This window comes from Humitalea sp. 24SJ18S-53, assembly GCF_050632385.1.
GTDB lineage: Bacteria > Pseudomonadota > Alphaproteobacteria > Acetobacterales > Acetobacteraceae > Humitalea.
The window spans coordinates 4,048,233-4,069,780 of record NZ_CP192599.1; the positions used below are offsets into that span (position 1 = coordinate 4,048,233).

Genomic DNA, 21,548 nt, shown 5'->3' on the forward strand with positions numbered 1-21,548 from the left:
CTGCCGCGCCATCGGACGTAGCAAAACGAGGAACGACACCATGAATGTCCTGACCCCGATCCCCGATTCCGCGCCGGCCAAGAAAGCCGCCTCCCCCTTCGTCTGGGATGACGCGCTGCTGCTGAACGACCAGCTCACGGAAGACGAGCGCATGATCCGCGACGCGGCCCATGCCTTCTGCCAGGACCGGTTGATGCCGCGCGTGCTGATGGCCAACCGCCACGAGACGTTCGACCGCGAAATCATGAACGAGTTTGGCGAGCAAGGCTTCTTGGGCGCCACGCTCGACAGCCACGGCTGCGCCGGCGTCGGCTATGTCTCCTACGGGCTGATGGCGCGTGAGGTTGAGCGCGTCGACAGCGGCTACCGTTCGGCGTTTTCCGTGCAGTCGTCCCTGGTCATGTATCCGATCCACGCCTTTGGCTCCGAAGCGCAGAAGGACAAGTTCCTGCCCAAGCTGCGCACCGGCGAATTCGTCGGCTGCTTCGGCCTGACCGAGCCCGATGCCGGTTCCGATCCCGCTTCGATGCGCACCCGCGCCAAGTCGGTGGACGGCGGCTATCTCGTCAGCGGGTCGAAGACCTGGATCACCAATTCCCCCATCGCCGATGTCTTCGTCGTCTGGGCCAAGGATGACGCCGGCGTGCTGCGCGGCTTCCTGCTGGAAAAGGGCATGAAGGGCCTGACCGCCCCCAAGATCGAGGGCAAGTTCAGCCTCCGCGCCTCCATCACCGGCATGATCATGATGGATGACGTCTTCGTCCCCGCCGAGAACATGCTGCCGGGTGTAAAATCGCTGGCCGGCCCCTTCTCCTGCCTCAACCGCGCCCGCTACGGCATCGCCTGGGGCGCGCTGGGTGCGGCCGAGTTCTGCTGGCACGCCGCCCGCGACTACACGATGAACCGCAAGATGTTCGGCAAGCCGCTGGCGCAGACGCAGTTGATCCAGAAGAAGCTGGCCGACATGCAGACCGAAATCACCCTCGGCCTGCAATCCGTGCTGCGCGTCGGCCGGCTGTTCGAGGAACATCGCGTGGCGCCGGAGATGATCTCCCTCGTCAAGCGCAACTCCTGCGGCAAGTCGCTCGACATCGCGCGCATGGCGCGTGACATGCACGGCGGGAACGGCGTGTCGGACGAATACCACGTCATTCGCCATGCGATGAACCTTGAGGCCGTCAACACCTACGAAGGCACGCATGATGTGCATGCGCTGATCCTCGGCCGTGCGCAGACGGGCCTGAACGCGTTCGGCTGACAACCATGAGCGAGACGGTTGAACTGGCCGTCTCGCGTCTTGGCGCGAGCGGCGACGGCGTGGGCGCCTGCGCCGATGGGCAGGCCTGCTACGTGGCGGGCGCCCTGCCGGGTGAATCCATCACCGCCCGCTTCACCGGCCATCGCGGCGACGCGATGGTCGCGGACCTGATCACGGTCCACACCCCAAGCGCCGACCGCGTGACACCCCCCTGCCCGCATGTCGCGGATCTCTGCGGCGGCTGTGCCGTGCAGCACCTGTCGATCCCCGCCGGGCTGGAATGGAAACGCGACCGCCTGGCCGAGGCGCTGTCCCGCGCCGGCGCCACCCCCGAAATCGCCATCGCCCCGCCGACCCTGCCCGGCACCCGCCGCCGCGCCGACCTCGCCCTGCTGCGCCGCGCCGATGGCTCGGTCGCGGTCGGGCTGCATGCGCGCGGCAGCCAGGCCGTCGTGGACCTGTCCACCTGCCTGGTGCTGGACCCGCGGCTGGTCGCGCTGTTCGAACCGCTGCGCGCCATGCTGAAACGCCTGTCGGCGCTGCGCCGCGCCGGCAGCGCCATCGTCAACCTGCTCGACACCGGGCCCGACCTGCTGCTGCGCACCGATGGGCCGCTGGATGCGCCGGGTCGCGGGCTGATCGCCGCCTTCGCCAACGAGCACGCGATCCCGCGCATCGCCTGGGCCATGGGCAATGCGCCGCCGGAAATGGCCGCCCAGACCGGCACCGTGGGCCTGTCGCTGTCCGGCGCCATGCTGGCCCCCGCGCCCGGCGCCTTCCTGCAAGCAAGCCCCGGCGCCGAGGCCGCGATCATCGCTGCCGTCCTCGCCGGCCTGCCGCGCAAGCTGACCGGAAAATCTCGCATCGCCGACCTTTATGCTGGCGTCGGCACTCTCTCCCTGCCCTTGGCCACCCGCGCCTCGATCGCGGCCTATGAAGGCGATGCCGAGGCCGTCGCCACCCTGGCCGCCGCTGCCGGCCGTGCCGGGGCGCGCATCGCCGCCGTAAAGCGCGACCTGGCCCGCCAGCCGCTGCTGCCCGCCGAAATCGACCGCTTCGTGGCCGTGGTGCTGGACCCGCCCTTCGCCGGTGCCGCCGAACAATGCGCCATGCTGGCGCGCAGCAAGGGCCGTTGCGTGATCTACGTCTCCTGCAACCCGACCGCGCTGGCGCGGGATGCCAAGATCCTGCTCCAGGGCGGCTTCCGCATCACCGCCGCGACCCTGGTGGACCAGTTCCTCTGGTCGTCGCAGGTCGAATCCGTGCTGGTTTTTTCGCGGGCTTGATCCCTGGCGGCGCGGCACGACATGCTGCCAGCCACCCAGGGAGAGTTGTCATGGAACGTCGTCAGATTTTTGCTGCCAGCGCCGCCGTCCTTGGCACCGCGCTGGCCGCACCTCGCATGGTATTGGCCCAGGCGCCCGCCGCCCAGGCGCCCGGCTTCTACCGGCTGAAAGTCGGCAGCCAGACCGCGACGATCGTGCATGACGGCTTCAACCGCGCGCCGAACATCACCAATGGCTTCGTCCGCAACGCGACGCCGGAGGCCGTGACCACCGCCCTGCGCGATGCCTTCCTGGCCCCGCCGGCGCTGGACATCCCCTTCTCCATCACCTTCCTCGAAACCCCCACGGGCCTCGTGGTCTTCGACACCGGCACCGGCGGCCAGTTGGGCAGCCCGAACGCCGGGCTGATCACCGCCAATATGCGCGCCGCCGGCATCGACCCCGCCGCCGTCACCCGCGTCGTCATCAGCCATTTCCACGGCGACCACATCACCGGCCTGACCAATGCCGACAACAGCGCGGTCTTCCCCAATGCCCAGGTGCTGGTGCCCGAAGCCGAATGGGCCTTCTGGATGGATGACGCGACGATGGGCCGCGCGCCCGAGGCGATGCGCGGCGCCTTCGCCAATGTCCGCCGCCGCTTCGGCCCCTATGCCGCCAAGACCGAACGTTTCGCCGCGGGGGCCGAGGTCGCGCCGGGCGTGCGCGCCATCGCGACCCCGGGCCATACCCCGGGGCATACCTCCTTCATCGTGGCCGATGGCAGCGACAGCCTGGTCATCCTGGGCGACGTGACCAACCACCCCGCGATCAACCTGGCCAATCCGGGCTGGCACATCGGCTTCGACATGGACGCCACCATGGCCGAGGCCACCCGCCGCCGGCTGTTCGACCAGGTCGCGACCGACCGCACGCGCTGCGTCGGCTATCACTTCCCGTTCCCGGCCAACGGCTACATCGTCAAGACCGCCGACGGCTACCGCCTGGTGCCGGCCACCTGGTCCAGCGCGGGCTGACCCCACCGCCATTGCGGCAGGGCGGTGCAGCCCTGCCGCAAGGCCAGGCAAACGCGGCGCAACCGGTCTTCGGGCCGCGCCGATTGGGCGTCGTCACGGTGCCCAACGCGCGTTAGGCTTCCTCCAAATTCGGAGAGCAAGCCCGATGCGATATGATTTCGTTCCGATGCCCTTCCGCAAGCCGCTGCGCTGGCCGAATGGCGCACGGATCGCCATGCTGCTGACGACCAATTTCGAATACTGGGACCAGGTGAAGGACACCGAGAAACCCTTCTATCCCGGCGGTCCCTCCATCATCACCGACATGCTGCCCGGCAATGTCTACGACAATCCGAACTGGACCTGGCGCGAATACGGCCAGCGCGTCGGCGTCTGGCGCATGTTCGAAACCTTCGAACGCGCGGGCGTGCCGACCTCCTGCACCATGAACGCGAAGATGGGGCTGGAACGGCGGGAGGTCGTGCAGCACGCGATGGATCGCGGCTGGGAAATCCTGGCGCACAACTACGTGCAGACCGACCTGCTGACCAACTACCAGTTCGACATCGAAGGCGAGCGCGCGGTGATCCGCGACACGCTGCGCGTCTACCAGGATGTCGTCGGCAAGCCCGCGCGCGGCTGGCTGTCCTGCTCGCTGCGCTCCACGCCCAACACCGCCGATATTTTGGCCGAGGAAGGGCTGATCTGCTTCACCGACCTGCTGAACGACGACCAGCCCTATCTGATCCATACCGAAAGCGGCAAGCCGATGGTGTCGATCCCCTATACGTCGGAGGTCAACGACTTCACCGTCTTCCTCCGCCAGGGCAAGGATGTCGACGGCGCCTTCGCTGTCTTCCGCGAACAGTTCAACGAGCTGTATCGGGAGGGCGCGACCAGCGGCCGGTTGATGAACATCGGCCTGCATCCGCATGTCATCGGCCAGCCCTTCCGCATCCGCGCGCTGCGCGACTTCATCGACTACGCCAAGACATTTCCCGATGTGTGGTGGACCACGCGGGAAGAAATCGCCGAATGGTATCTGCAGCACCACGCCGAACACATCGGCTGAAAGGTGATCCCATGACGCTACGCAAACTGGCCTTGCTGTGCGGGTTGCTGCTCGCCCCCTTCACCGCCTCGGCACAGGACACCTGGCAGCCCAATCGCCCGGTGCGCATCGTCGTGCCCTTCCCGCCGGGCGGCATTTCCGACAGCCTGGCGCGGCTCTTCGCCGATCGCACCGGGCCGCGCCTCGGCCAGCCCATCGTGATCGAAAACCGCAGTGGCGCGAATGGCGCCGTCGCCGGGGATTTCATCACGCGCGCGCCGCCCGATGGCTATTCCTACATCATGCTCTCGCCGTCGCATCTGATGGTGCTGCCGGTGCTGATGCGGCTGTCCTACAATCCGATGACGGATCTGGTCCCGACGGTGAACCTCGCGGCCAATCCGTTCTTCCTGGGCGTTCCCGCCGCATCGCCCTTCCGCACCCTCGGCGATTTCGTCGCGGCGGCACGGGCGCGGCCGGGGGCGCTGGACTATGCCAGCGGCGGCGCCGGATCGGGCACGCATCTGGTGATGATCATGCTGGCGATGCGCGCCAACCTCGACATCCAGCACATTCCCTATCGCGGCGGCGCGCCGGCGATCCAGGACCTGCTGGTCGGCCGCACCGCGGCCTATTTCGGCAACCCCTCCGACATGGCGCCCTTCCTGGCCAGCGGTGAGGTGCGGGTCATCGCGACCTCCGGCGCCGCGCGTTCCACCATGGCGCCCGAGGTGCCGACCGTCGCGGAGCAAGGATTCCCGGGCTTCCGCTTCGAAACCTGGAACGGCCTGCTGACCCCCCGCGGCACGCCCCCCGCCGCCATCGCCCGCGTCGCCGCCGCCTTCCGCGAAGCCTGCCAGGAGCCCGAGGTCCAACAGGGGCTGCGCCGCCTCGGGACCGAAGCGGTCTGCAACTCACCGGCGGAATTCGCCGCCCAGATGCAGGCCGAAGCCCCCGTCTGGCGCGACGTCGTGCAGCAATCCGGCTTCCGGCTGGACTGATGCGCATCACCCGCCTGCATCACGTCGCCATCGCCGTCAGCGACATGGGCCCGCTCGACGCCATCCTCGGCGATGCTTTTGGCTTACCGGCGCCGCATCGCGAACACCGCGCGGCCTCGTCGCTGGACATCGCCGTCTATCCCATCGGTGAAAGCGCCGTGGAATTGCTGCGGCCCCAAGGCCCCGGCTCCTCGGTCCCCGCCTTCATCGCCGAGAAGGGCGAGGGCCTGTTCCACATCTGCCTGGAGGTCGAGGACATCGACGCCGCCATGGCCGAACTCCGCGCCAAGGGCCTGCGCTTCCGCACCGAAGCGCCAATGCAGGGCCATGCCGGCACCCGCGTCGCCTTCCTCGACCCCGCCACCACGGGCGGCGTGTTGTTCGAACTGCTGCAACAAGCCCATGCCGGCTGACACGCCGCGCATCGCCGTCGCCTCGCCGTCCTTCTGCCAGCACCCGCTGCTGCGCGCCGAACTACTTGCGCTCTACCCCGACGCGAAACTGCACCAGTCCCCCTACCGGCTGGAAGGCGATGCGCTGGTCGCCTTCCTGCAAGGCCATGACGTCGCCGTCGTCGGTCTGGAGCACCTGACCGCCGAGATCATCGCCCGCCTGCCGGAGTTGCGCATCGTCGCCAAGCTCGGCACCGGCACCGACATGCTGGACCTGGCCGCCATGCGCCGGCGCGGCATCCGCCTGGGCTGGGCACCGGGCGCGAACGCACTGGCCATCGCCGAACTGGTCATCGCCTTCGCGCTCGTGTCGCTGCGCCACATGGGCGCGCTGAACGCGGCGCTGCGCCGTGGCGAACGCCCAGCCCAGCGTATGGGGCGGCTGCTGTCGGGCCGCGTCGTCGGGCTGCATGGCTGCGGCCATATCGGCCAGCATGTCGTGCGCCTGCTGGCCCCTTTTGGTTGCACGGTCCTGGCCCACGACATCATGGACCGCAGCGCTTTTTTCGATGCCCATGGCGTCACCGCCGTCAGCCTCGACGAACTCTTGGCGCGATCCGAAGTGCTGTCGCTGCACATCCCGTTGACGCCGGAAACGCGCGGCCTTTACGGCCCCGCCCTGCTCGACCGCCTGCGCCCCGATTGCGTGCTGATCAACACCGCGCGCGGCGAGATCGTGGATGAAGCCGCCCTCGCCGACCGCCTGCGCGACGGCCGCCTGGCCGCCGCCTGCGCCGATGTCTTTGCCACGGAACCCGAGATCGACCAGGCGCTCATCGACCTGCCGAACTTCTTCGCGACCCCGCACATCGGCGGCAGCGCGGAGGAAGCCCGCCTGGCCATGGGCCGCATCGCCATCGACGGCATCCTGCACAACGCCCTGCCCGAACCCGGCGTCCCGCCCTGGAACATCGCATGACCCATCCCTTGAGCAGCCGCGCGAAACTCGGCCTGATCGTGCCGCCAAACAACACGGTGAACGAGGCGGAATGGCAATCCGCCCTTCCCCCCGGCGTCTCGCTCCACGCCACCCGCATGCGCCTGAACCCCCTCGCGCGCTCACCCGAGGAAATGACGGTGCTGCGCGCCGACCTGCGCGAAGCCGCGGCCCTGGTCGCCGAAGCCGGCGTCGATGTGGTCGCCTTCGGCTGCACCGCGCCCTCCGCGGTCAATCCGCGGCGTGAGATGGAAACCCTGATCGCCGAAGCCGCCGGCCGCCCCGGCGTCACGGCAGGGGCCGCCATGGCCGATGCGCTGCTCGCGGTCGGCGGGCGCCGCGTGGTGCTGCTATCCCCCTTCTCCGACGCCGTGACGCGGCACGAAGCAGCCTTCCTTTCCGGCGAGGGGATCGAGGTCATCGCCGTCGCCTCCCTCGGCCACCAGACCTACGCCCCGGGCCGCAAGCTCGGCATCCACATGATCGGGCCGGAGGTGATCGACGCCGCCCTCGCCCCCCTGCCGGTCGATCGCGCCGACGCCGTGATGCTCAGCGGCACGAACCTGATCACCTTCCCACTGATCGAGGCGCTGGAACAACGCATCGACCGCCCCGTGGTCAGCAGCAACCAGGCCCTGCTCTGGTCCGCCTTGCGCCGCGCCGGCGTGACGGACCGCCTGCCCTACGGACGGTTGTTCGCGGCCAGCCCATAGGCATCGCCATCGCGCGTGATGTGCCACAGCGACCGCCCCCGCGCATGGTGCGGTACCAGCGCCAGGCCTTCGCTCACGGCTTCCTCCAGCAGCGCCTTGCGCGTCACCCGCGCCTGCGCCGGATCGGAACAGAAGGCCGAGACCAGCGACGGATCCAGCAACTGCATCGGATGATGCACCGCATCGGCGGCGATCAGCGCGCTTTGACGCGTGCCTTGCAGCATCACGCCGACCTGCCCCGGGCAATGCCCCGGCAGCGGGCGAAACCGCAGCCCCGGAAAGGGCGCGTGGTCATCCGGCACCTGGTCCAGCAACCCCGCCTCCATCAGCGGCAGCACGCTGTCGCGGAAGGACCCATGGTTGACCGGCGCCACCGCATCCCGCGCCGCCCAGTATGCGTATTCCCCCGCCGCCACGATATGCCGCGCACGCGGAAAGGTTGGCACCCAGCGGCCATCGATCAGTCGCGTCGCCCAGCCGACATGGTCGGCATGCAGATGGGTGAACAGCAGCGCATCCACATCCTCCGGCGCGATGCCCAGCCGATCCAGGAAATCCGTGTGCCGCCGATGCCAGGCCGCGCGCACCGGGCGTTCCTTGTCATCGCCGATGCCGCCATCGACCAGCACGGTGCGGCCAAAGGCCTCGATGGCAAACACCTGCACCCGCAGCAGCACATCATCGGCGGCCACATCGCCGCCGAGCGGATCCAGCGCCAGCGACCGCGCCAGCAACCCAGGCTCTGCCTCCGGAAAAATCACCTGCCGCGGCACGGCAAACGGATCCTCATCCGCCACCCCGCGCAGCACGATGCCGCCAAGGTCCAGACGCCAGTCACTCATGGCATATAGGCTCCACCATTCACCCAAAGAGTCTGGCCCGTCATGTAGCCGCTGTCCGGTCCCAGCAGGAACATCACCGGCCCCACCACATCCTCGGCCACCGCGATCCGCCCCAACGGGATCATCGCGCCATAGGCCGCGGCATCGAGGTGCTGTGTCGCCGCCTCATCCGACCGCCCGGTGCCGCCGCGCAGAAACGCGGTGTCCACCGCCCCCGGCCCAACGGCATTGACGCGGATGGCCGGCGCCGCCTCCAGCGCCAGGGTTTTGGTCATCGACACCATCGCCGCCTTGCAGGCCGCATAGGGGCCATAGCCGGGCCGTGTATGGGCGGCCAGGCCCGACACCATCTGCACCATGGCCGGCGCGTTTCCCTTGGCCAGCAATGGCAGCGCCGCGCGCGCGGTCAGGAAGGCGGTGCGCAGATTGCCCGCCACGACTTCATCCCAGAACACCGGATCGACGTCCTCCATCCGGCGCATCTCGATCAGGAAGCCCGCCAGGTTCACGAAGCCTTCCAACCCGCCCAATTCGGCAAAGGCCGCCTGCACGGACTCCACGTTGGTGCCATCGACCGGAATCGCCGTGACCCCATCCGGCACCCGATGCCGCGCCAGCGAGGCCGGCAGGTCCAGCACGCTGACCCGCCACCCTTCGGCCACCGCCCGCGTGACCAAGGCCCGCCCGATGCCGCCCGCCCCGCCCAGCACCGCCAGGCGCCGCGCCGTCATGTGCAATTGTCGGCAGGAAAGCTGTCGAACAGCGACCATTGCTGGTTGCGGATTTCGATGATGAAGCCCGGCAATTCCGCATCGCGCGCCGCGTCGAAACAGGTGTTCTCGCCACTCACCCCGGTGAAGCGGATGCCTTGCAGCGCATCGCGGATGGCGGTGCGTTCGGCCACCACCCGCGCCGGATCGCCGGTGACGCGCGCTCGTTCCATCGCCTGCTTCATCAGGAAGACGATGTCATAGGCCTGGGCGTCGCTGTGATGCGGGATGCGTTTTTGCGGCAGGCCACGGCGCGCGTTCTCCGCCGCGTATTTGCGGGTGAATTCGCGCGTCGCATCGTTCCGGTCCCACCAGAACCCGGCGACGATCAGCATCCCATCGCCCTCCGGCCCGAACAATTCGACCGAGTTGGGATCGGCAAAGATCTGCGATCCGATCACGCGCCCGGCGAACCCCTGGCGGCGCAATTCGCGCAGCACCTTGCCCGCCGAATCCGGCGTCGCCGCCATGGCCACGACCTGCGGGTTGCGCTGCATGATCTGGGTCACCTGCGGCGCCACGTCGAAGGTGCGATACTGGAAGGACACCGGTTCGCCAAACGTCACGTTCCGCGCGCGCAGCAGCCCCGGATAGAACATCGTCGCGGTGATGTTCGAAATCCGCTCATCCGAGACATAGATGATCTCGGCCCGGCTCATCGGGATCTGCTTGCGTTCCAGCGAGGTCAGCAGCCGCCCGAACTGCTTGCCCTCATCCTCGGTCAGCCGCCAGGCGTAGGTAAAATTCCCGGTCAAATTCGGCTGCGTCGCGGAATTCGGAATCTGCACGATGCCCAGCCGTTCCCCGACCGGAAAGGCGACCGCCGCCTCACCGGAAGAAAACGGCCCGATGATCGCCAGCGCATTGTCGTCCCGCGCGAATTTCTGGGCCGCCGTCGCCGCCTGGCGCGGGTCGGAGCCGGTGTCGAACTTCACCAGCCGGATCGGCTTGCCGTTGATCCCGCCGGCGGCATTGACCTCCGCGACGCCGAGATCGACCGAGGTCTCCGTCGCCTCCCCCGGCGACTTCAGCGGCCCCGACTTCACCATGGTCAGGCCGATGACAATCTCCCCCGCCTGCGCCTGCAGCACGGCGGGTGCGGCAAGCACGCCGGTGGCGGCCCCAAGGATGGTCCTGCGCAGCATCGTCCTGTCTCCTGTCATCAGTGACCGCCGAGGTAGGCCGCGGCCAGCGCCTCATTATCCGCCAGCAACGCCGCCGGGCCTTCCAGCACGACGCGGCCGAGTTCCATCACATACCCACGCGCCGCGGTCCGCAACGCCATGCGCGTGTTCTGTTCGACAAGCAGGATCGCCAACCCGTCGCGGTTCAATTCGCGGATCAGGTCGAACAACCGCCCGACCAGCAGCGGCGACAGGCCGAGCGACGGCTCGTCCAGCATCATCACGCGCGGTTGCGCCAGCAGCGCGCGGCCGATCGCCAGCATCTGCTGTTCCCCACCCGAAAGAATCGACGCGGGCATGTCGCGCCGGGCCGCCAGGTTGGAAAACCGCGCGTAGATTGCCTCTATATCGCCCGCGACCGCCGCATCGCGCCGGCCATAGGCACCCATCAGCAGGTTGTCATGCACCGTCATGCTGACCAGGATCTGCCGTCCCTCCGGCACCAGCACCAGTTTGCGCCGCACCCGTTCGGGTGCGCTCAGCGCGGTGATATCCGCACCATCCAGCACGACCCGCCCGGCGCCAGGCCGCACGGCGCCCTGGATCGCCTTCAGAAGCGTGGACTTGCCGGCGCCATTCGCGCCCAGCACGGTGACGATCTCCGCCGCGCCCACACCGATCGACACGCCGCGCACGGCATGGGTGCGGCCATAGCGGACATCCAGCGCCTCGACATCAAGCAGCATCGGTCTGCTCCTGCCCGAGGTAGGCCTCGCGCACCAGCGGATCGCGCCGCGCCTCCGCCTGCGTGCCTTCGAAAATCTTGGCGCCAAAATTCAGCACCACCACCTGGTCGCAGACCTGGTTGACGAAGCCCATGTCGTGCTCGACCACCAGCAAGGTCGTGCCCCCATCGGCGATGCGGCCAAGGAAGCGCGCAAGTTCCGCCGTCTCGCTCGGGTTCAGCCCCGCCGCGGGTTCGTCCAGCAGCAGCAGGGTCGGGTTGCTGGCCAGCGCACGCACGACCTCGATCTTCTTGCGGATGCCATAGGGCAGGTTGGCGACGACCTCACCCGGGTCGATGTCCAGCCCCGCCTCGGCCAGCAACGCCTCGGCCGCCCGCCGCCAGCGCCCGCGCGGCATCCAGCCGATCGGCGTCAGCAGCGCGCCCAGTCCCGACGCGCGCGCATGCTGCCCCAGCATGACGTTCTCCACCGCCGACAGATGCGGCATCAGCCGGATGTTCTGGAACGACCGCGCCAGCCCTGCCAGCACCCGCTCCCGCGGCGGCAGCGTCGCGATGGACCGCCCATCCAGCCGGATGTCGCCCGCATCGATCGGATAGACGCCGGAAATCAGGTTGAACACCGTCGTCTTGCCCGCGCCATTCGGCCCGATCAACCCGAAGCGCCCACCGCGCGGCACGGCGAAACTGACGTCATCGACCACCTTCAACCCGCCGAAGGATTTTTGCACCCCCTCCAGGGCCAGCAGCGCGTCAGCGGGCATCGGCGCGCCGCCAACGCAGGCGGGCCAGCAAGGTGCGCGTCACGATGCCCTCGGGCCGGACAATCATCATGGCGACGATGATGGCGCCGAAGACGACATAGCGCCAGGAACCGCCGATACGCAGCATCTCCGGCACCAAGGTAAAAAACGTCGCCCCGACCAGCGGCCCCCAGGCCGTCTGCGTGCCACCGATCAGCACGAAGAGCAGCACATAGGTCGATAGCAGCGGCGAAAAATACTGCGCCTCCACAAACGAGAAATGATGCGCGTAAAGCCCGCCCGCCAGCCCCGCCAACCCGGCGCCAATCGCGAAACTCGCGACCTGCACGCCGCGCGCCGGCACGCCCATCAGGGTCGATACCAGTTCATCATCATGCAGCGCCCGCATCGCCAGCCCGAACCGCGTCGCCATCAGCCAGAAGACGAAGACGACCGTCCCGCCCGCCGCCATCAGAAGCACCGGCAGATCGACATATTCGACCACGACCAGCCCCATCGCGCCGCCCAGCGCCGGCTGCGTCAGGATGATACCCGTGACGACCTGTGCAAAGGCGAAGGTCGCCAGCACCATGTACACGCCCCGCGTCCGCAACACCGGGAAGGCGATGGCAAACCCGACCAGCGCCGTGATCAAGGTCGCCGCCGGAATCGTCAGCGCCGGCGACCAGCCCATATGATCGCCCAGCATCGCCGCCGCATAGGCGCCGATCGCCATTGACCCCGCGCCCCCCAGGTTCAACTGCCCCGCCGCAGCGGTCACGAAGATGCCGTAGGCGAAGATCACGTTGATCGCCAGGATCGCGAGAATGCCCGACCAATACCCCGACATCACAGCTTGCCCTTGCCGATGCGCGACCCGCCAAAAAGCCCCTGCGGCCGCAGCACGATCGCCGCCAGCAGCGCCGTCCAGACCACCACCTGCGCCGCGTCGCCACCGAAGAAATGGATGCCCAGGGTTTCCAGCAACCCGACCAGCAAGCCCCCGGCGATCGCACCCCAGATCGAACCGATCCCGCCCAGCACCATCGCCGCGATCGCCTTGGTCCCGACATGATCGCCCATGAAGGGCGAGACATCGCTGTAGTTCACGACGAACAAGGCCCCCGCCACGCCGCAGAGCAAGCCGCTCAACACGAACACCACCGGCACGATGCGCGACACCTCCACCCCCAGCAGGGTCGCGGTATCCGGGCTTTCCGCGATGGCGCGCAGCGCGCGGCCGATCTGCGTCGTCTTCAGCAGCCAGGACAGCCAGAACACGATCGCCAGCGACATCAGCAAGGACGCCAGTTGCGGCATCCCCACCACCAGCGGGCCGATATGCAGGTCAAGCCGGAACCGCACCGGAAAGCTCTGCGCCTCCGACCCCAATACGATCAGCACCAAGTGTTCGAAGATCAGCATGAAGCCGAGCGATGACACCAGCGGGATCGCATGTTCCGTCGCATCGCCATGCCGGGTCTTCAGGTAGCGAAAGGTGAAACGCTCCACCACCAGCGACGCCAGGATCGCCACCAGGATCCCGCCCAGCAGCGCCAGCGCCCAATGCACCCCGCCCGACAGGCCAAAGGGCAGGCCGTATCTCGCCAGGCCCCAGGCCACCATGCCGGTCAACATGAACATCGTGGGAATGGTGAAGTTCAAAAAATTCAACACGCCGATGGTCAGGGTGAAGGCCACCGCGACCGCGACATAGATGCCCCCCAGCATCAGGCCGGAGACGATCTGCTGCGCCAGGGTGCTGCCCCCGGGCAGCGCCGCGATGGCCGCGATCAGCGCGATGCACAGGGCGGCAGCACCTGCGCTGAGCAACAGCGGATGCGCGGCGCGGATCACGCCCGTCACGGGATATGCCTATGGCGCAGCAACGACATCTCCCACGAATCCTGACGCCATCAGGTCTTGATTTCCCTGCCGCGCGCAAGCCCACATTCGGTCATTCCGCCGCCGCGACCGCACGCCGCAAAATCCCCGCCGCCGCGTCGCCCTTGATCGACTCCCGCCACAGTTTTTCCGCCACATCATCATGCAGCCGCACCGCATCCGGCGCGCTCGTCACCAGCGCGATCCCGGTCGCCAGGTTCGACTGCCCGCCCAGGCGAAACGGGCTGACCGCCAGCGCCGTCTCCCGCCGCGCCCGCGCCAGCGAAAACCCCGTCGTCGGGACCGATTGCAGCAGTAAGCCGATCTGCACCCCACGCGGCGGCGCCTCGGCCAGCCGCGCGACATGCAGGATCTCGGCCCGCGCGGCCGCGCGCCGTGCCGCTTGCACCGCCGGCGGCAGGTCGTGCCGCGCGGCGATCCCATCGGCCAGGGTCCGTTCCACCTCCGGCAGGGACAGCATGCTGATCACCCCGGGCCGGCGCCTCTCCCAGGTCGCCTTGCGCCGGCGCAGGGTCGCCAGCAGCGGCGCGGGGTCCTGCCCCGGCGGCAGCGCCTCGGCCACCAGTTCCGGCATCAGCGCGTCGTAGTCGTCGGATGTCAGCAACAAGGACAGCGGCCCGAAGAGCACGAACAACTGCTCGGCGACCTCCTCGACCTGGCGCAGCCTCTCGAAGAAGGCGAGCGGTGAGGCGAACCACTCCACCCCCACCCCCAGCAAGGTGCCCAGCGGCAGCCCCAGCACCGCCGCCGCCCGTTCCAGCATCGGCAGCTTTGGTGGCTCGCCCCGCTCATACCGATACAGCGCGGTCCTTGAGACACGCAGCCGCTCCGCCATCGCCTCGGCCGACAGCCCAAGGCCCAGCCGATGCGCCCGCAGCCTCTCGCCAATGCCCGGATACCGGTCGAGGTCGTCGTCACTCATCCGGCGATCCTAACGCCGTCCCGTTTTCGGGACATAATCCCAAATTACCCATTTCGTGCCGCAAATCGGCCACCCTGCTCAAACTCGTGGCTTGAGCGCGCCCCCGCCTTCCGAAATGCTCAGGCCATGTGCAGCATGACCCACATCACCATCGACGGCGCCCGCGTCGCCTATACCGAAGCCGGGGCCGGCCCCCGCGCCATCGTCTTCGTGCATGGCGGCTTCGGCTCCTCCTCCGGCCTCTGGGCCAGCACCATGGCAGCATTGCCGCCGGGCTGGCGTGGCTATGCCATCAACAATTTCGTCGAGTCCGATCCACCGCCCGACGGCTACACCATCCCCGCCTTCGCCCAGCGGCTGGATGGTTTCATCGCCGCCCTCGGCCTGCCCAGCGCGGTGATCTGCGGCCATTCCATGGGCGGCGTGGTCTGCCAGCAGACCGCGATCACCTATCCCGGCCGCGTCGCCGGGCTGGCGCTGGTCGCCACCGGCCCCTCCATCCGTAACCACGGCATCGCCTTGCAGGTCCTGGCCGACCTCGAAGCCGGGGGTGCGACGCGGCAGAACCTCGATGCCATCAGCCGCCATTGGTTCGCCCATATCCCCGACCAGGCGCAGTTCGACGCCTATGTGGACACCGCCACCCGCGCCCCTCTGGACGGCATGCTGGCCGCCCAGCGCAGCCTGGTCGCGACCGACCTGGAACCCCTGCTACCCCGCATCGCCTGCCCCACCCTGGTCCTGCACGGCGCCCGCGACCATGGCCGCACCATGGACCATGCCGAACGCCTGCTGGCCGGCATTTCGGGCGCCCGCCTCGCCCTGTTCGAAACCTCCGGCCACGCCCCGATGTGGGAGGCGCCCGCGGCCTTCCAGGCGGCCCTGGCCGAATTTTTGGCCCGCATCGGAGACGCCGCATGATCCGCCAACTCACCCCCCTGGTCCTGGCCGCCGCCATCGCGACCCTGCCGGCCCAGGCCCGCACCCTGCGCTACGCCTCGGTCGGCGATGTCCGGACCATGGACCCGCACGGGCTCTACGAAACCTTCACCCAGGCCACCCTCGCCTCCATCTACGAAGGCCTGGTGCGGATGAACGAGCGGCTGGAGTTGGAACCCTCCCTCGCCCTGTCCTGGGAAAACCCCGAACCCGAGCTCTGGCGCTTCCGCCTGCGCCCCGGCGTGCGCTTCCAGGATGGCACGCCCTTCACCGCCGATGACGTCGTCTTCTCCTTCGCCCGCGCCGCCACCGAGGGCAGCGACCTGAAAGTCCCCGTCGCGACGGTGCGCGAGGTCCGCGCCGTCGATCCCCTGACCGTCGAAATCACCACCCGCGGCCCCAATCCCATCCTGCCGCGGGAGATCGTCTTCCTCGGCATGATGTCTCGCGCCTGGGCCGAACGTGTCGGCGCCACCGCCCCCGTCGATATCCGCCAGCAGCGGGAAAACTTCGCCACCCGCAACGCCAATGGCACCGGCCCCTTCCGCCTGGCCCTGCGCGAACCCGACAGTCGCACGGTCTTCGCCGTGAACCCCGACTGGTGGGACACGCCCCGGCACAACCTGACCGAAGTCATCTTCCGCCCCATCGCCAATGCGCCGACCCGCGTCGCGGCCCTCCTGTCGGGCGAGTTGGACCTGATGGAACCCGTCCCGGTGCAGGACATCCCCCGCGTCAGCGCCACCCCCGGCCTGCGCGTGTTGGAAGGGCCGGAGATGCGCACCGTCTTCCTCGGCATGGACCAGTCCCGCGCCGAACTGACCGACAGCCCTCTGCGCGGCCGCAACCCGTTCCAGGATCTGCGCGTGCGCCAGGCCGTGCTGCTGGCGACCGATGCCCAGGCGATCCACCAGACCATCATGCGCCGCCAATCGCGCGTCGCGGGGCTGATCCTCGGGCCGGGGGTGGAGGGCTACGATTCCGCCCTCGACACCCGCCCCGCCGTCGATATCGCCCAGGCACGGCGCCTGATGGCGGAAGCGGGGCTGGCGGACGGGTTCGAGGTCGGGCTGGATTGCCCCAACGACCGCCTGGTGAACGACCAGGCGATCTGCACCTCGCTCGTGTCCATGCTGGCGCGGATCAACATCCGCGTGGTGCCGAACATCCGCCCCCGCGCGCAATGGGGCCAGAAGGTGCTGTCGCGCAACACCAGCTTCTACCTGCAATCCTGGTCCACGCCGACCTACGACGCCTTCAACCCCATCGTGTCGCTGCTGGCGGCGCCCCGCGACGGTCGCGGCACCTTCAACTCCGGCGGCTATGAGAATGCGCGGATCGAGGCCCTGATCCCGCGCATCCAACAGGAAACCAACCCCACCGCCCGCCGCGCGATGATCGGTGAAGTTTTGGGCATCCATCGCGACGAGGTCGGGCACATTCCCCTGCACCAGCAATTCCTGGCCTGGGGGGCGCGGAGCAACGTGACCACGCCGCTGATGCCCGACAACGTCATCAAGCTCTACCTGACGCGGATCGAGTGATCAGTCCGGGCGGATATTGTGTTCCCGGATGATCGCACCCCAGCGCACCCGGTCCGCCTCGATCTGCCGCTGGAAATCCTGCCGCGTGCCGCCCAGGCGCTGCAGCCCGTTCTCGGCAAAACGGCGCTGCACATCGGGTGCCGCCAGCGCCCGGTTCAACTCGGTGTTCCAGCGGTCGGTGATCGCATCCGGCGTGCGGCCCGGCAGCACCACGGCAAACCAGCTCGGGATCACGAAACCCGGCAAGCCATCGGTCGAGATCACCGGCAGTTCCGGCATCAAGGGCGATGCCGCGGCCGCGCCATAGGCCACGGCCCGCAGCCCACCATCGCGGATCTGGCCCAGAAACTCCGGCATATTGCCGAACATCACATCGACCCGGCCCGAGGTGATGTCCAGGATCGCCGGCGCCCCGCCACGATACGGCACCTGCGTGATCTGCGCCCCGGTCAGCGCGGAAAACAGGATGCAGGACAATTGCTGGCTGGACCCCGCGCCCACCGTCGCGCAAGTGGTCGTGCGCGACCGGTCCCGCCCCAGCCGCGCCAGGTCCTGCCAGGTGCGGATCGGCGATTGCGGCCCCGTCACCAGGATATTGTAGACCGAGGCAATCGACGCCACCGGCACGATATCCGTCGCCACGTCATAGGGCACCGTCTGCATCTGCGGCGTGATGGTCATGATGCCCATCGATGCCAGCAGGATCGTGTAGCCATCCGGCGCACTGCGCACCAATTCCTGCGTCGCGATCACGCCGCCGCCGCCGGTCTTGGTATCGACCACGACGCGCTGGCCGATCTGCTGGCTCAATTGATCCGCCAGAATCCGCCCGATCAGATCCGACGTGCCGCCCGGCGCGAAGGGATTGAGGAACCGCACCCCACGATTGGGAAAGGCCGCTTCCTGCGCCTGCGCGGGTGCGGCAAGCAACGCGCCGGTCAGCAACGCCATCGCGGCGATGCGGCGGGTGATGGTCTTCATGGACGCCTCCTGTCTGTTGAGCGCCGCCCTCGTGCCGGGGCGGTCGTGGTTAAACGTATCCGGGGCCCTCGATCGCGGGATGCGCGCGCAGCCATTCCTCATCTACATCCACGCCGATGCCGGGGCCTTCGTTCGGTCGCACGCAGCCATCCGCGCCGATGCGCCAGGGCTCGCTGACCAGCGCATCGCGGAACAGGTTGCCGACCGAGACGTCAGCCTCGAAATACCCGGCATTGTCGATGGCGCACAAAAAGTGGATCGACGCCGCCTGGTTCAGCCCCGTCATCGAGGAATGCGGATGCACCGGGATCTTATGCGCGGATGCGATGGCCGCGATCCGCAAGGCCTCGGTGATCCCACCGCATTTCGACAAATCCGGCTGCCAGATGCCGATCGCGCCATCATCCAGCAGCGGCGCGAATTCATAGCGGGTGAAATGATTCTCCCCGGCCGCCAATGGCGTATGGCCATAGCTGCGCGCCTCGGCATAGGCGCGCCGGTCGTGCGGCGGAAAGGGCTCTTCCAGCCAGCCCATGTTCAGCGCATCCATCGCCGGCATCACCCGCCGCGCGTCATCCAGGCGATAGGCGGTGTTCGCATCGGCCAGGATATCGAGTCCATCGCCAAAGGCCTCGCGCACCGCCTCCATCCGCGCGATGTCGTTCTTCACGGTATCGCCGATGCGCAGTTTCACCGCGCGATACCCCGCCTCCACATGCGGCCGCGCCTCCGTCACCAATTCATCGGGCGGCTGGTAACCGAGCGCCACGCCACCGGCATAGGCCGGCACCGCCCGCGCCGCGCCGCCCAGCAGCCGATACAAGGGCCAGCCAACCGCCTTGCCCCTGATATCCCACAAGGCCATGTCCAACCCCGACATGGCCAGGGCACATCCCGCGCCCATGCCATGGCTCGCCAATTGCCCGCGATAGATTTTCTGCCAGACACCCACAGTATCCGTCGTATCCATGCCCAGCACCAGGCGCTTCAGCGTGGTCTGCAACAGCGCCGCGACGGCGGTATGCGCGCGGCCGTGATGGCTTTCGCCCCAGCCGACCAGCCCATCCTCGGTGGTCACCTTCACCACCACCGCATCGCGCTTCACCGCCCGCCCGACACCCAGCGCCACGCCACCACCGGGCGGCACCGGGAAGGAGGTCGGAAACGCCTCGATATTCGCGATCCTGCTCACGCGCGCACCCCATATTGTTCAAGGAAGGAGTCACGCACCGTGATGCCCAGCCCCGGCCGGTCCGGAATTGCGACATGCCCGTCCACGACAGGGAAATCCTCCTCGATCAAATCATGCAGCATCGGGTTGTGACCCAGCGAATATTCCAGGATGAACCCCGCACTCTGCGTCGCGGCCAGATGCATCCCCGCGGCAAAGGCCGGCGCCCCCGACCACAGATGCGGCGCCAGGCGCAGGTTGAACGCCGAACACAGCGCCGAAATCCGCAACCCCTCGGTCAGCCCGCCCGCGATCGCCAGATCCGGTTGCAGCACATCGGCCGCGCGCAGTTCCGCGATCTCGCGAAAATCATGCCGGGTGAATTCGCTTTCGCCCGTGCTGATCGGCACGGTCGAACAGCGCCGCACCTCCGCCAACCCCTGCTTGTCGTCGCTGCTGACCGGTTCCTCGAACCAGAACAGATCCTCATCCTCGACCATGCGGCAGAAGGCGCGGGCTTCCGCGACGGTCCAGGTGCCATGCGCATCGGCCATCAGCTTGATGTCCGGTCCCAGCGTCTTCCTGGCCGCACGAACCCGCGCCGCGGATCGCGCCGGCGATCCATCCATCACCCCCACCCGCATTTTTACCGCGCGGAAGCCCGCCTTGTCGCAATACCCCTGCAGCTGCGCGCCGATAGTCCCCGCATCCGCCCAGCCGCCCGAGGCATAGGCCGGCATCCGTTCCACCCGGCGCCCGCCCAACAGCCGCCACACCGGCACGCCCAGCGACTTGCCCAGGATGTCCCACAGCGCGACATCCACCCCCGCGATGGCGGCGATCGACAGGCCACGCCGCCCCAGTTGCGGCAGGCCGTGTCCATTGGCGATGGCAAACCCCTCACGCGGGGTATTGTACATCGTGTCCCACAGCCGCGAGATATCGCGCGGGTCCTGCCCCATCAGCAGCGGCGCGTAGTCATCATTGATGATCGCCGCCAAGCCGGCACAGGCCGCCGCACTGCCGACTCCCGCCTTGGCCTCGCCCCATCCTGTCAGGCCGGCATCGCTGTCGATCCGCACGATGACGGAATCAAAGGTGGTGACGCGGCCGAAATCGCTGGTGTGCTGCCGTTCATACGGGATCGGCACGCGGCACCAGGTGGCGCGGACATGGGTGATCTTCATGGACCTGCGGCCTCCAGCGCCTGGCGTCGCGTTCGCGATGCGTCCCAGGCCTCGGGGTTGGCGAAATTTTTGGGCCGCTCGCCGGCCAGGATACGGATGGTGTCCTCGGCGGCCCCAGTGCTCATGCGCACCACGGCCTCCTGGCTCAGCCCCGCAGCATGCGGCGTCAGCAGCACATTCGGCAGCGAACGCAACGGGTGGTCGGCGGCCAAAGGCTGCACATCAAACACATCCAGCGCGGCGCCGCCGATACGGCCTTCGCGCAGCGCCGCCAGCAGCGCATCGCCATCGATCACCGGCCCGCGCGCGACATTCAATATCCACGCCTTCGGCTTCATCCGGGCAATCCGCGCGGCCGATGCCAGGCCTCGGGTTTCCTCGGTCAAGGGACAGGCCAGGACGATGAAATCGCTCTCGGCAAACAGCGGGTCCAGCGCCGCATAGGCGACCTCCGGCGGCAGCGATGCGCGGTCGCGCCGATACCCCAGCACGCGCATGTGGAACCCATGCTTCGCGATCTCGGCAAGCCGCGTCCCGATGGCACCGACACCCACGATGCCAAGTGTGCGCCCACGCAATTCGCTGGCCGTGGCGGTACGTGCGCGGGAAGACTCCCAGCCGTCGGTCAGCAGCGCCGCATGCATCGCCTCCGCATGGCGCAGGATCGCCAGCATCTGCGCGATCGCAAACTCCGCCACGGAATCCGCATTCGCCCCCGGCACATTGGCGACCAGGATGCCATGCGCGGTGCAATCCCCCACCGGGATCATGTCCAGCCCCACGCCCTGGCGGATCGCCCCCCGCAAACGCGGCGCCCGCGCGGCAAGGTCGTCCGGCAGCTTGCGCCGTACCACCACGGCATCGGCTTTCTTCAACAGCGTATCCAACCCATCGGCGCCGGGCAGTTGCACGTCATGGCCCGCGGCGCGCAACAAGGCCTCGCCGGCCGGATCGATGGGATCGGTCAGGGCAACCAGCATCG

General features: G+C 68.3%; 21 protein-coding genes and 1 pseudogene. 10 read left to right on the top strand and 12 right to left on the bottom strand.

Features of this window, described 5'->3' with window-relative positions:
• Positions 1-40: 40 nt before the first annotated feature.
• The 8 genes from ACQW02_RS19220 (at position 41) to ACQW02_RS19255 (ending at position 7,693) form a co-directional block, all read left to right on the top strand.
• Positions 41-1,258 carry an acyl-CoA dehydrogenase gene (locus ACQW02_RS19220; protein WP_431281522.1) on the top strand — a complete coding sequence of 406 codons (1,218 nt, stop codon included), beginning with the start codon at positions 41-43 and terminating at the stop codon, positions 1,256-1,258.
• Between the two features lie 5 nt (positions 1,259-1,263).
• A complete protein-coding gene (locus ACQW02_RS19225; protein WP_431281523.1) occupies positions 1,264-2,544 on the top strand; it encodes a class I SAM-dependent RNA methyltransferase in 1,281 nt (426 codons plus the stop codon).
• Between the two features lie 50 nt (positions 2,545-2,594).
• On the top strand, positions 2,595-3,560 hold the full coding sequence (locus ACQW02_RS19230; protein ID WP_431281524.1) for an MBL fold metallo-hydrolase: 966 nt from the start codon (positions 2,595-2,597) through the stop codon (positions 3,558-3,560).
• Between the two features lie 145 nt (positions 3,561-3,705).
• Positions 3,706-4,611: a hypothetical protein gene (locus ACQW02_RS19235; RefSeq protein ID WP_431281525.1), complete on the top strand. Its 906-nt coding sequence runs from the start codon at positions 3,706-3,708 to the stop codon at positions 4,609-4,611.
• 11 nt (positions 4,612-4,622) lie between these two features.
• The gene (locus ACQW02_RS19240; protein WP_431281526.1) at positions 4,623-5,591 is read left to right on the top strand and encodes a Bug family tripartite tricarboxylate transporter substrate binding protein; all 969 of its coding nucleotides are present in this window, start codon (positions 4,623-4,625) and stop codon (positions 5,589-5,591) included.
• Positions 5,591-6,004, top strand: coding sequence for a VOC family protein (locus ACQW02_RS19245; protein WP_431281527.1), 414 nt, complete (start codon positions 5,591-5,593; stop codon positions 6,002-6,004). The genes ACQW02_RS19240 and ACQW02_RS19245 overlap by 1 nt, the downstream gene beginning before the upstream one ends.
• Complete coding sequence (locus tag ACQW02_RS19250) at positions 5,994-6,962, top strand: phosphoglycerate dehydrogenase (RefSeq protein ID WP_431281528.1); 969 nt, start codon at positions 5,994-5,996, stop codon at positions 6,960-6,962. The genes ACQW02_RS19245 and ACQW02_RS19250 overlap by 11 nt, the downstream gene beginning before the upstream one ends.
• Positions 6,959-7,693 (top strand): maleate cis-trans isomerase family protein, encoded by a 735-nt coding sequence (locus ACQW02_RS19255; RefSeq protein ID WP_431281529.1) that lies wholly within the window; start codon positions 6,959-6,961, stop codon positions 7,691-7,693. Before ACQW02_RS19250 ends, ACQW02_RS19255 begins: the two co-directional genes overlap by 4 nt.
• Here ACQW02_RS19255 and ACQW02_RS19260 read toward each other — a convergent pair.
• From ACQW02_RS19260 to ACQW02_RS19295, 8 genes and pseudogenes are all read right to left on the bottom strand, one after another.
• Entirely contained in the window at positions 7,663-8,535 is an 873-nt protein-coding gene (locus ACQW02_RS19260; RefSeq protein ID WP_431281530.1) for an MBL fold metallo-hydrolase, read from the bottom strand. The two genes, ACQW02_RS19255 and ACQW02_RS19260, sit on opposite strands and share 31 nt — an antisense overlap.
• Entirely contained in the window at positions 8,532-9,266 is a 735-nt protein-coding gene (locus ACQW02_RS19265; protein ID WP_431281531.1) for an SDR family NAD(P)-dependent oxidoreductase, read from the bottom strand. Before ACQW02_RS19265 ends, ACQW02_RS19260 begins: the two co-directional genes overlap by 4 nt.
• Positions 9,263-10,450, bottom strand: coding sequence for an ABC transporter substrate-binding protein (locus ACQW02_RS19270; RefSeq protein WP_431281532.1), 1,188 nt, complete (start codon positions 10,448-10,450; stop codon positions 9,263-9,265). The genes ACQW02_RS19265 and ACQW02_RS19270 overlap by 4 nt, the downstream gene beginning before the upstream one ends.
• Positions 10,451-10,749: 299 nt before the next feature.
• Positions 10,750-11,175, bottom strand: a pseudogene (locus ACQW02_RS19275) (ATP-binding cassette domain-containing protein); the annotation flags it as partial.
• Positions 11,165-11,938: an ABC transporter ATP-binding protein gene (locus tag ACQW02_RS19280; protein WP_431281533.1), complete on the bottom strand. Its 774-nt coding sequence runs from the start codon at positions 11,936-11,938 to the stop codon at positions 11,165-11,167. The gene ACQW02_RS19280 and the pseudogene ACQW02_RS19275, both read right to left, overlap by 11 nt.
• Entirely contained in the window at positions 11,928-12,767 is an 840-nt protein-coding gene (locus tag ACQW02_RS19285; protein WP_431281534.1) for a branched-chain amino acid ABC transporter permease, read from the bottom strand. The genes ACQW02_RS19280 and ACQW02_RS19285 overlap by 11 nt, the downstream gene beginning before the upstream one ends.
• A complete protein-coding gene (locus tag ACQW02_RS19290; protein WP_431281535.1) occupies positions 12,767-13,783 on the bottom strand; it encodes a branched-chain amino acid ABC transporter permease in 1,017 nt (338 codons plus the stop codon). The genes ACQW02_RS19285 and ACQW02_RS19290 overlap by 1 nt, the downstream gene beginning before the upstream one ends.
• A gap of 91 nt (positions 13,784-13,874) precedes the next feature.
• A complete protein-coding gene (locus tag ACQW02_RS19295; protein ID WP_431281536.1) occupies positions 13,875-14,744 on the bottom strand; it encodes a helix-turn-helix domain-containing protein in 870 nt (289 codons plus the stop codon).
• Positions 14,745-14,879: 135 nt separating this feature from the next.
• On the opposite strand from ACQW02_RS19295, the gene ACQW02_RS19300 reads away from it, so the two are divergent.
• Positions 14,880-15,665 (top strand): alpha/beta fold hydrolase, encoded by a 786-nt coding sequence (locus tag ACQW02_RS19300; RefSeq protein WP_431281537.1) that lies wholly within the window; start codon positions 14,880-14,882, stop codon positions 15,663-15,665.
• Positions 15,662-17,227, top strand: coding sequence for an ABC transporter substrate-binding protein (locus ACQW02_RS19305; RefSeq protein WP_431281538.1), 1,566 nt, complete (start codon positions 15,662-15,664; stop codon positions 17,225-17,227). The genes ACQW02_RS19300 and ACQW02_RS19305 overlap by 4 nt, the downstream gene beginning before the upstream one ends.
• Here ACQW02_RS19305 and ACQW02_RS19310 read toward each other — a convergent pair whose 3' ends face one another.
• Genes ACQW02_RS19310 through ACQW02_RS19325 form a run of 4 tightly spaced genes read right to left on the bottom strand, consistent with a single transcriptional unit; the run spans position 17,228 to position 21,546 of the window.
• Positions 17,228-18,208 carry a Bug family tripartite tricarboxylate transporter substrate binding protein gene (locus ACQW02_RS19310; protein WP_431281539.1) on the bottom strand — a complete coding sequence of 327 codons (981 nt, stop codon included), beginning with the start codon at positions 18,206-18,208 and terminating at the stop codon, positions 17,228-17,230.
• Positions 18,209-18,257: 49 nt separating this feature from the next.
• Positions 18,258-19,400, bottom strand: coding sequence for a mandelate racemase/muconate lactonizing enzyme family protein (locus ACQW02_RS19315; protein WP_431281540.1), 1,143 nt, complete (start codon positions 19,398-19,400; stop codon positions 18,258-18,260).
• Complete coding sequence (locus tag ACQW02_RS19320) at positions 19,397-20,566, bottom strand: mandelate racemase/muconate lactonizing enzyme family protein (protein ID WP_431281541.1); 1,170 nt, start codon at positions 20,564-20,566, stop codon at positions 19,397-19,399. Before ACQW02_RS19320 ends, ACQW02_RS19315 begins: the two co-directional genes overlap by 4 nt.
• Positions 20,563-21,546 carry a hydroxyacid dehydrogenase gene (locus tag ACQW02_RS19325; protein WP_431281542.1) on the bottom strand — a complete coding sequence of 328 codons (984 nt, stop codon included), beginning with the start codon at positions 21,544-21,546 and terminating at the stop codon, positions 20,563-20,565. Before ACQW02_RS19325 ends, ACQW02_RS19320 begins: the two co-directional genes overlap by 4 nt.
• Positions 21,547-21,548 lie beyond the last annotated feature (2 nt).

Coding starts and splice junctions, on each gene's coding strand:
- ACQW02_RS19220 (WP_431281522.1), top strand. CDS start 41: ATGAATGTCCTGACCCCGATCCCCGATTCCGCGCCGGCCAAGAAAGCC.
- ACQW02_RS19225 (WP_431281523.1), top strand. CDS start 1,264: ATGAGCGAGACGGTTGAACTGGCCGTCTCGCGTCTTGGCGCGAGCGGC.
- ACQW02_RS19230 (WP_431281524.1), top strand. CDS start 2,595: ATGGAACGTCGTCAGATTTTTGCTGCCAGCGCCGCCGTCCTTGGCACC.
- ACQW02_RS19235 (WP_431281525.1), top strand. CDS start 3,706: ATGCGATATGATTTCGTTCCGATGCCCTTCCGCAAGCCGCTGCGCTGG.
- ACQW02_RS19240 (WP_431281526.1), top strand. CDS start 4,623: ATGACGCTACGCAAACTGGCCTTGCTGTGCGGGTTGCTGCTCGCCCCC.
- ACQW02_RS19245 (WP_431281527.1), top strand. CDS start 5,591: ATGCGCATCACCCGCCTGCATCACGTCGCCATCGCCGTCAGCGACATG.
- ACQW02_RS19250 (WP_431281528.1), top strand. CDS start 5,994: ATGCCGGCTGACACGCCGCGCATCGCCGTCGCCTCGCCGTCCTTCTGC.
- ACQW02_RS19255 (WP_431281529.1), top strand. CDS start 6,959: ATGACCCATCCCTTGAGCAGCCGCGCGAAACTCGGCCTGATCGTGCCG.
- ACQW02_RS19260 (WP_431281530.1), bottom strand. CDS start 8,535: ATGAGTGACTGGCGTCTGGACCTTGGCGGCATCGTGCTGCGCGGGGTG.
- ACQW02_RS19265 (WP_431281531.1), bottom strand. CDS start 9,266: ATGACGGCGCGGCGCCTGGCGGTGCTGGGCGGGGCGGGCGGCATCGGG.
- ACQW02_RS19270 (WP_431281532.1), bottom strand. CDS start 10,450: ATGCTGCGCAGGACCATCCTTGGGGCCGCCACCGGCGTGCTTGCCGCA.
- ACQW02_RS19280 (WP_431281533.1), bottom strand. CDS start 11,938: ATGCCCGCTGACGCGCTGCTGGCCCTGGAGGGGGTGCAAAAATCCTTC.
- ACQW02_RS19285 (WP_431281534.1), bottom strand. CDS start 12,767: ATGTCGGGGTATTGGTCGGGCATTCTCGCGATCCTGGCGATCAACGTG.
- ACQW02_RS19295 (WP_431281536.1), bottom strand. CDS start 14,744: ATGAGTGACGACGACCTCGACCGGTATCCGGGCATTGGCGAGAGGCTG.
- ACQW02_RS19300 (WP_431281537.1), top strand. CDS start 14,880: ATGACCCACATCACCATCGACGGCGCCCGCGTCGCCTATACCGAAGCC.
- ACQW02_RS19305 (WP_431281538.1), top strand. CDS start 15,662: ATGATCCGCCAACTCACCCCCCTGGTCCTGGCCGCCGCCATCGCGACC.
- ACQW02_RS19310 (WP_431281539.1), bottom strand. CDS start 18,208: ATGAAGACCATCACCCGCCGCATCGCCGCGATGGCGTTGCTGACCGGC.
- ACQW02_RS19320 (WP_431281541.1), bottom strand. CDS start 20,566: ATGAAGATCACCCATGTCCGCGCCACCTGGTGCCGCGTGCCGATCCCG.
- ACQW02_RS19325 (WP_431281542.1), bottom strand. CDS start 21,546: ATGCTGGTTGCCCTGACCGATCCCATCGATCCGGCCGGCGAGGCCTTG.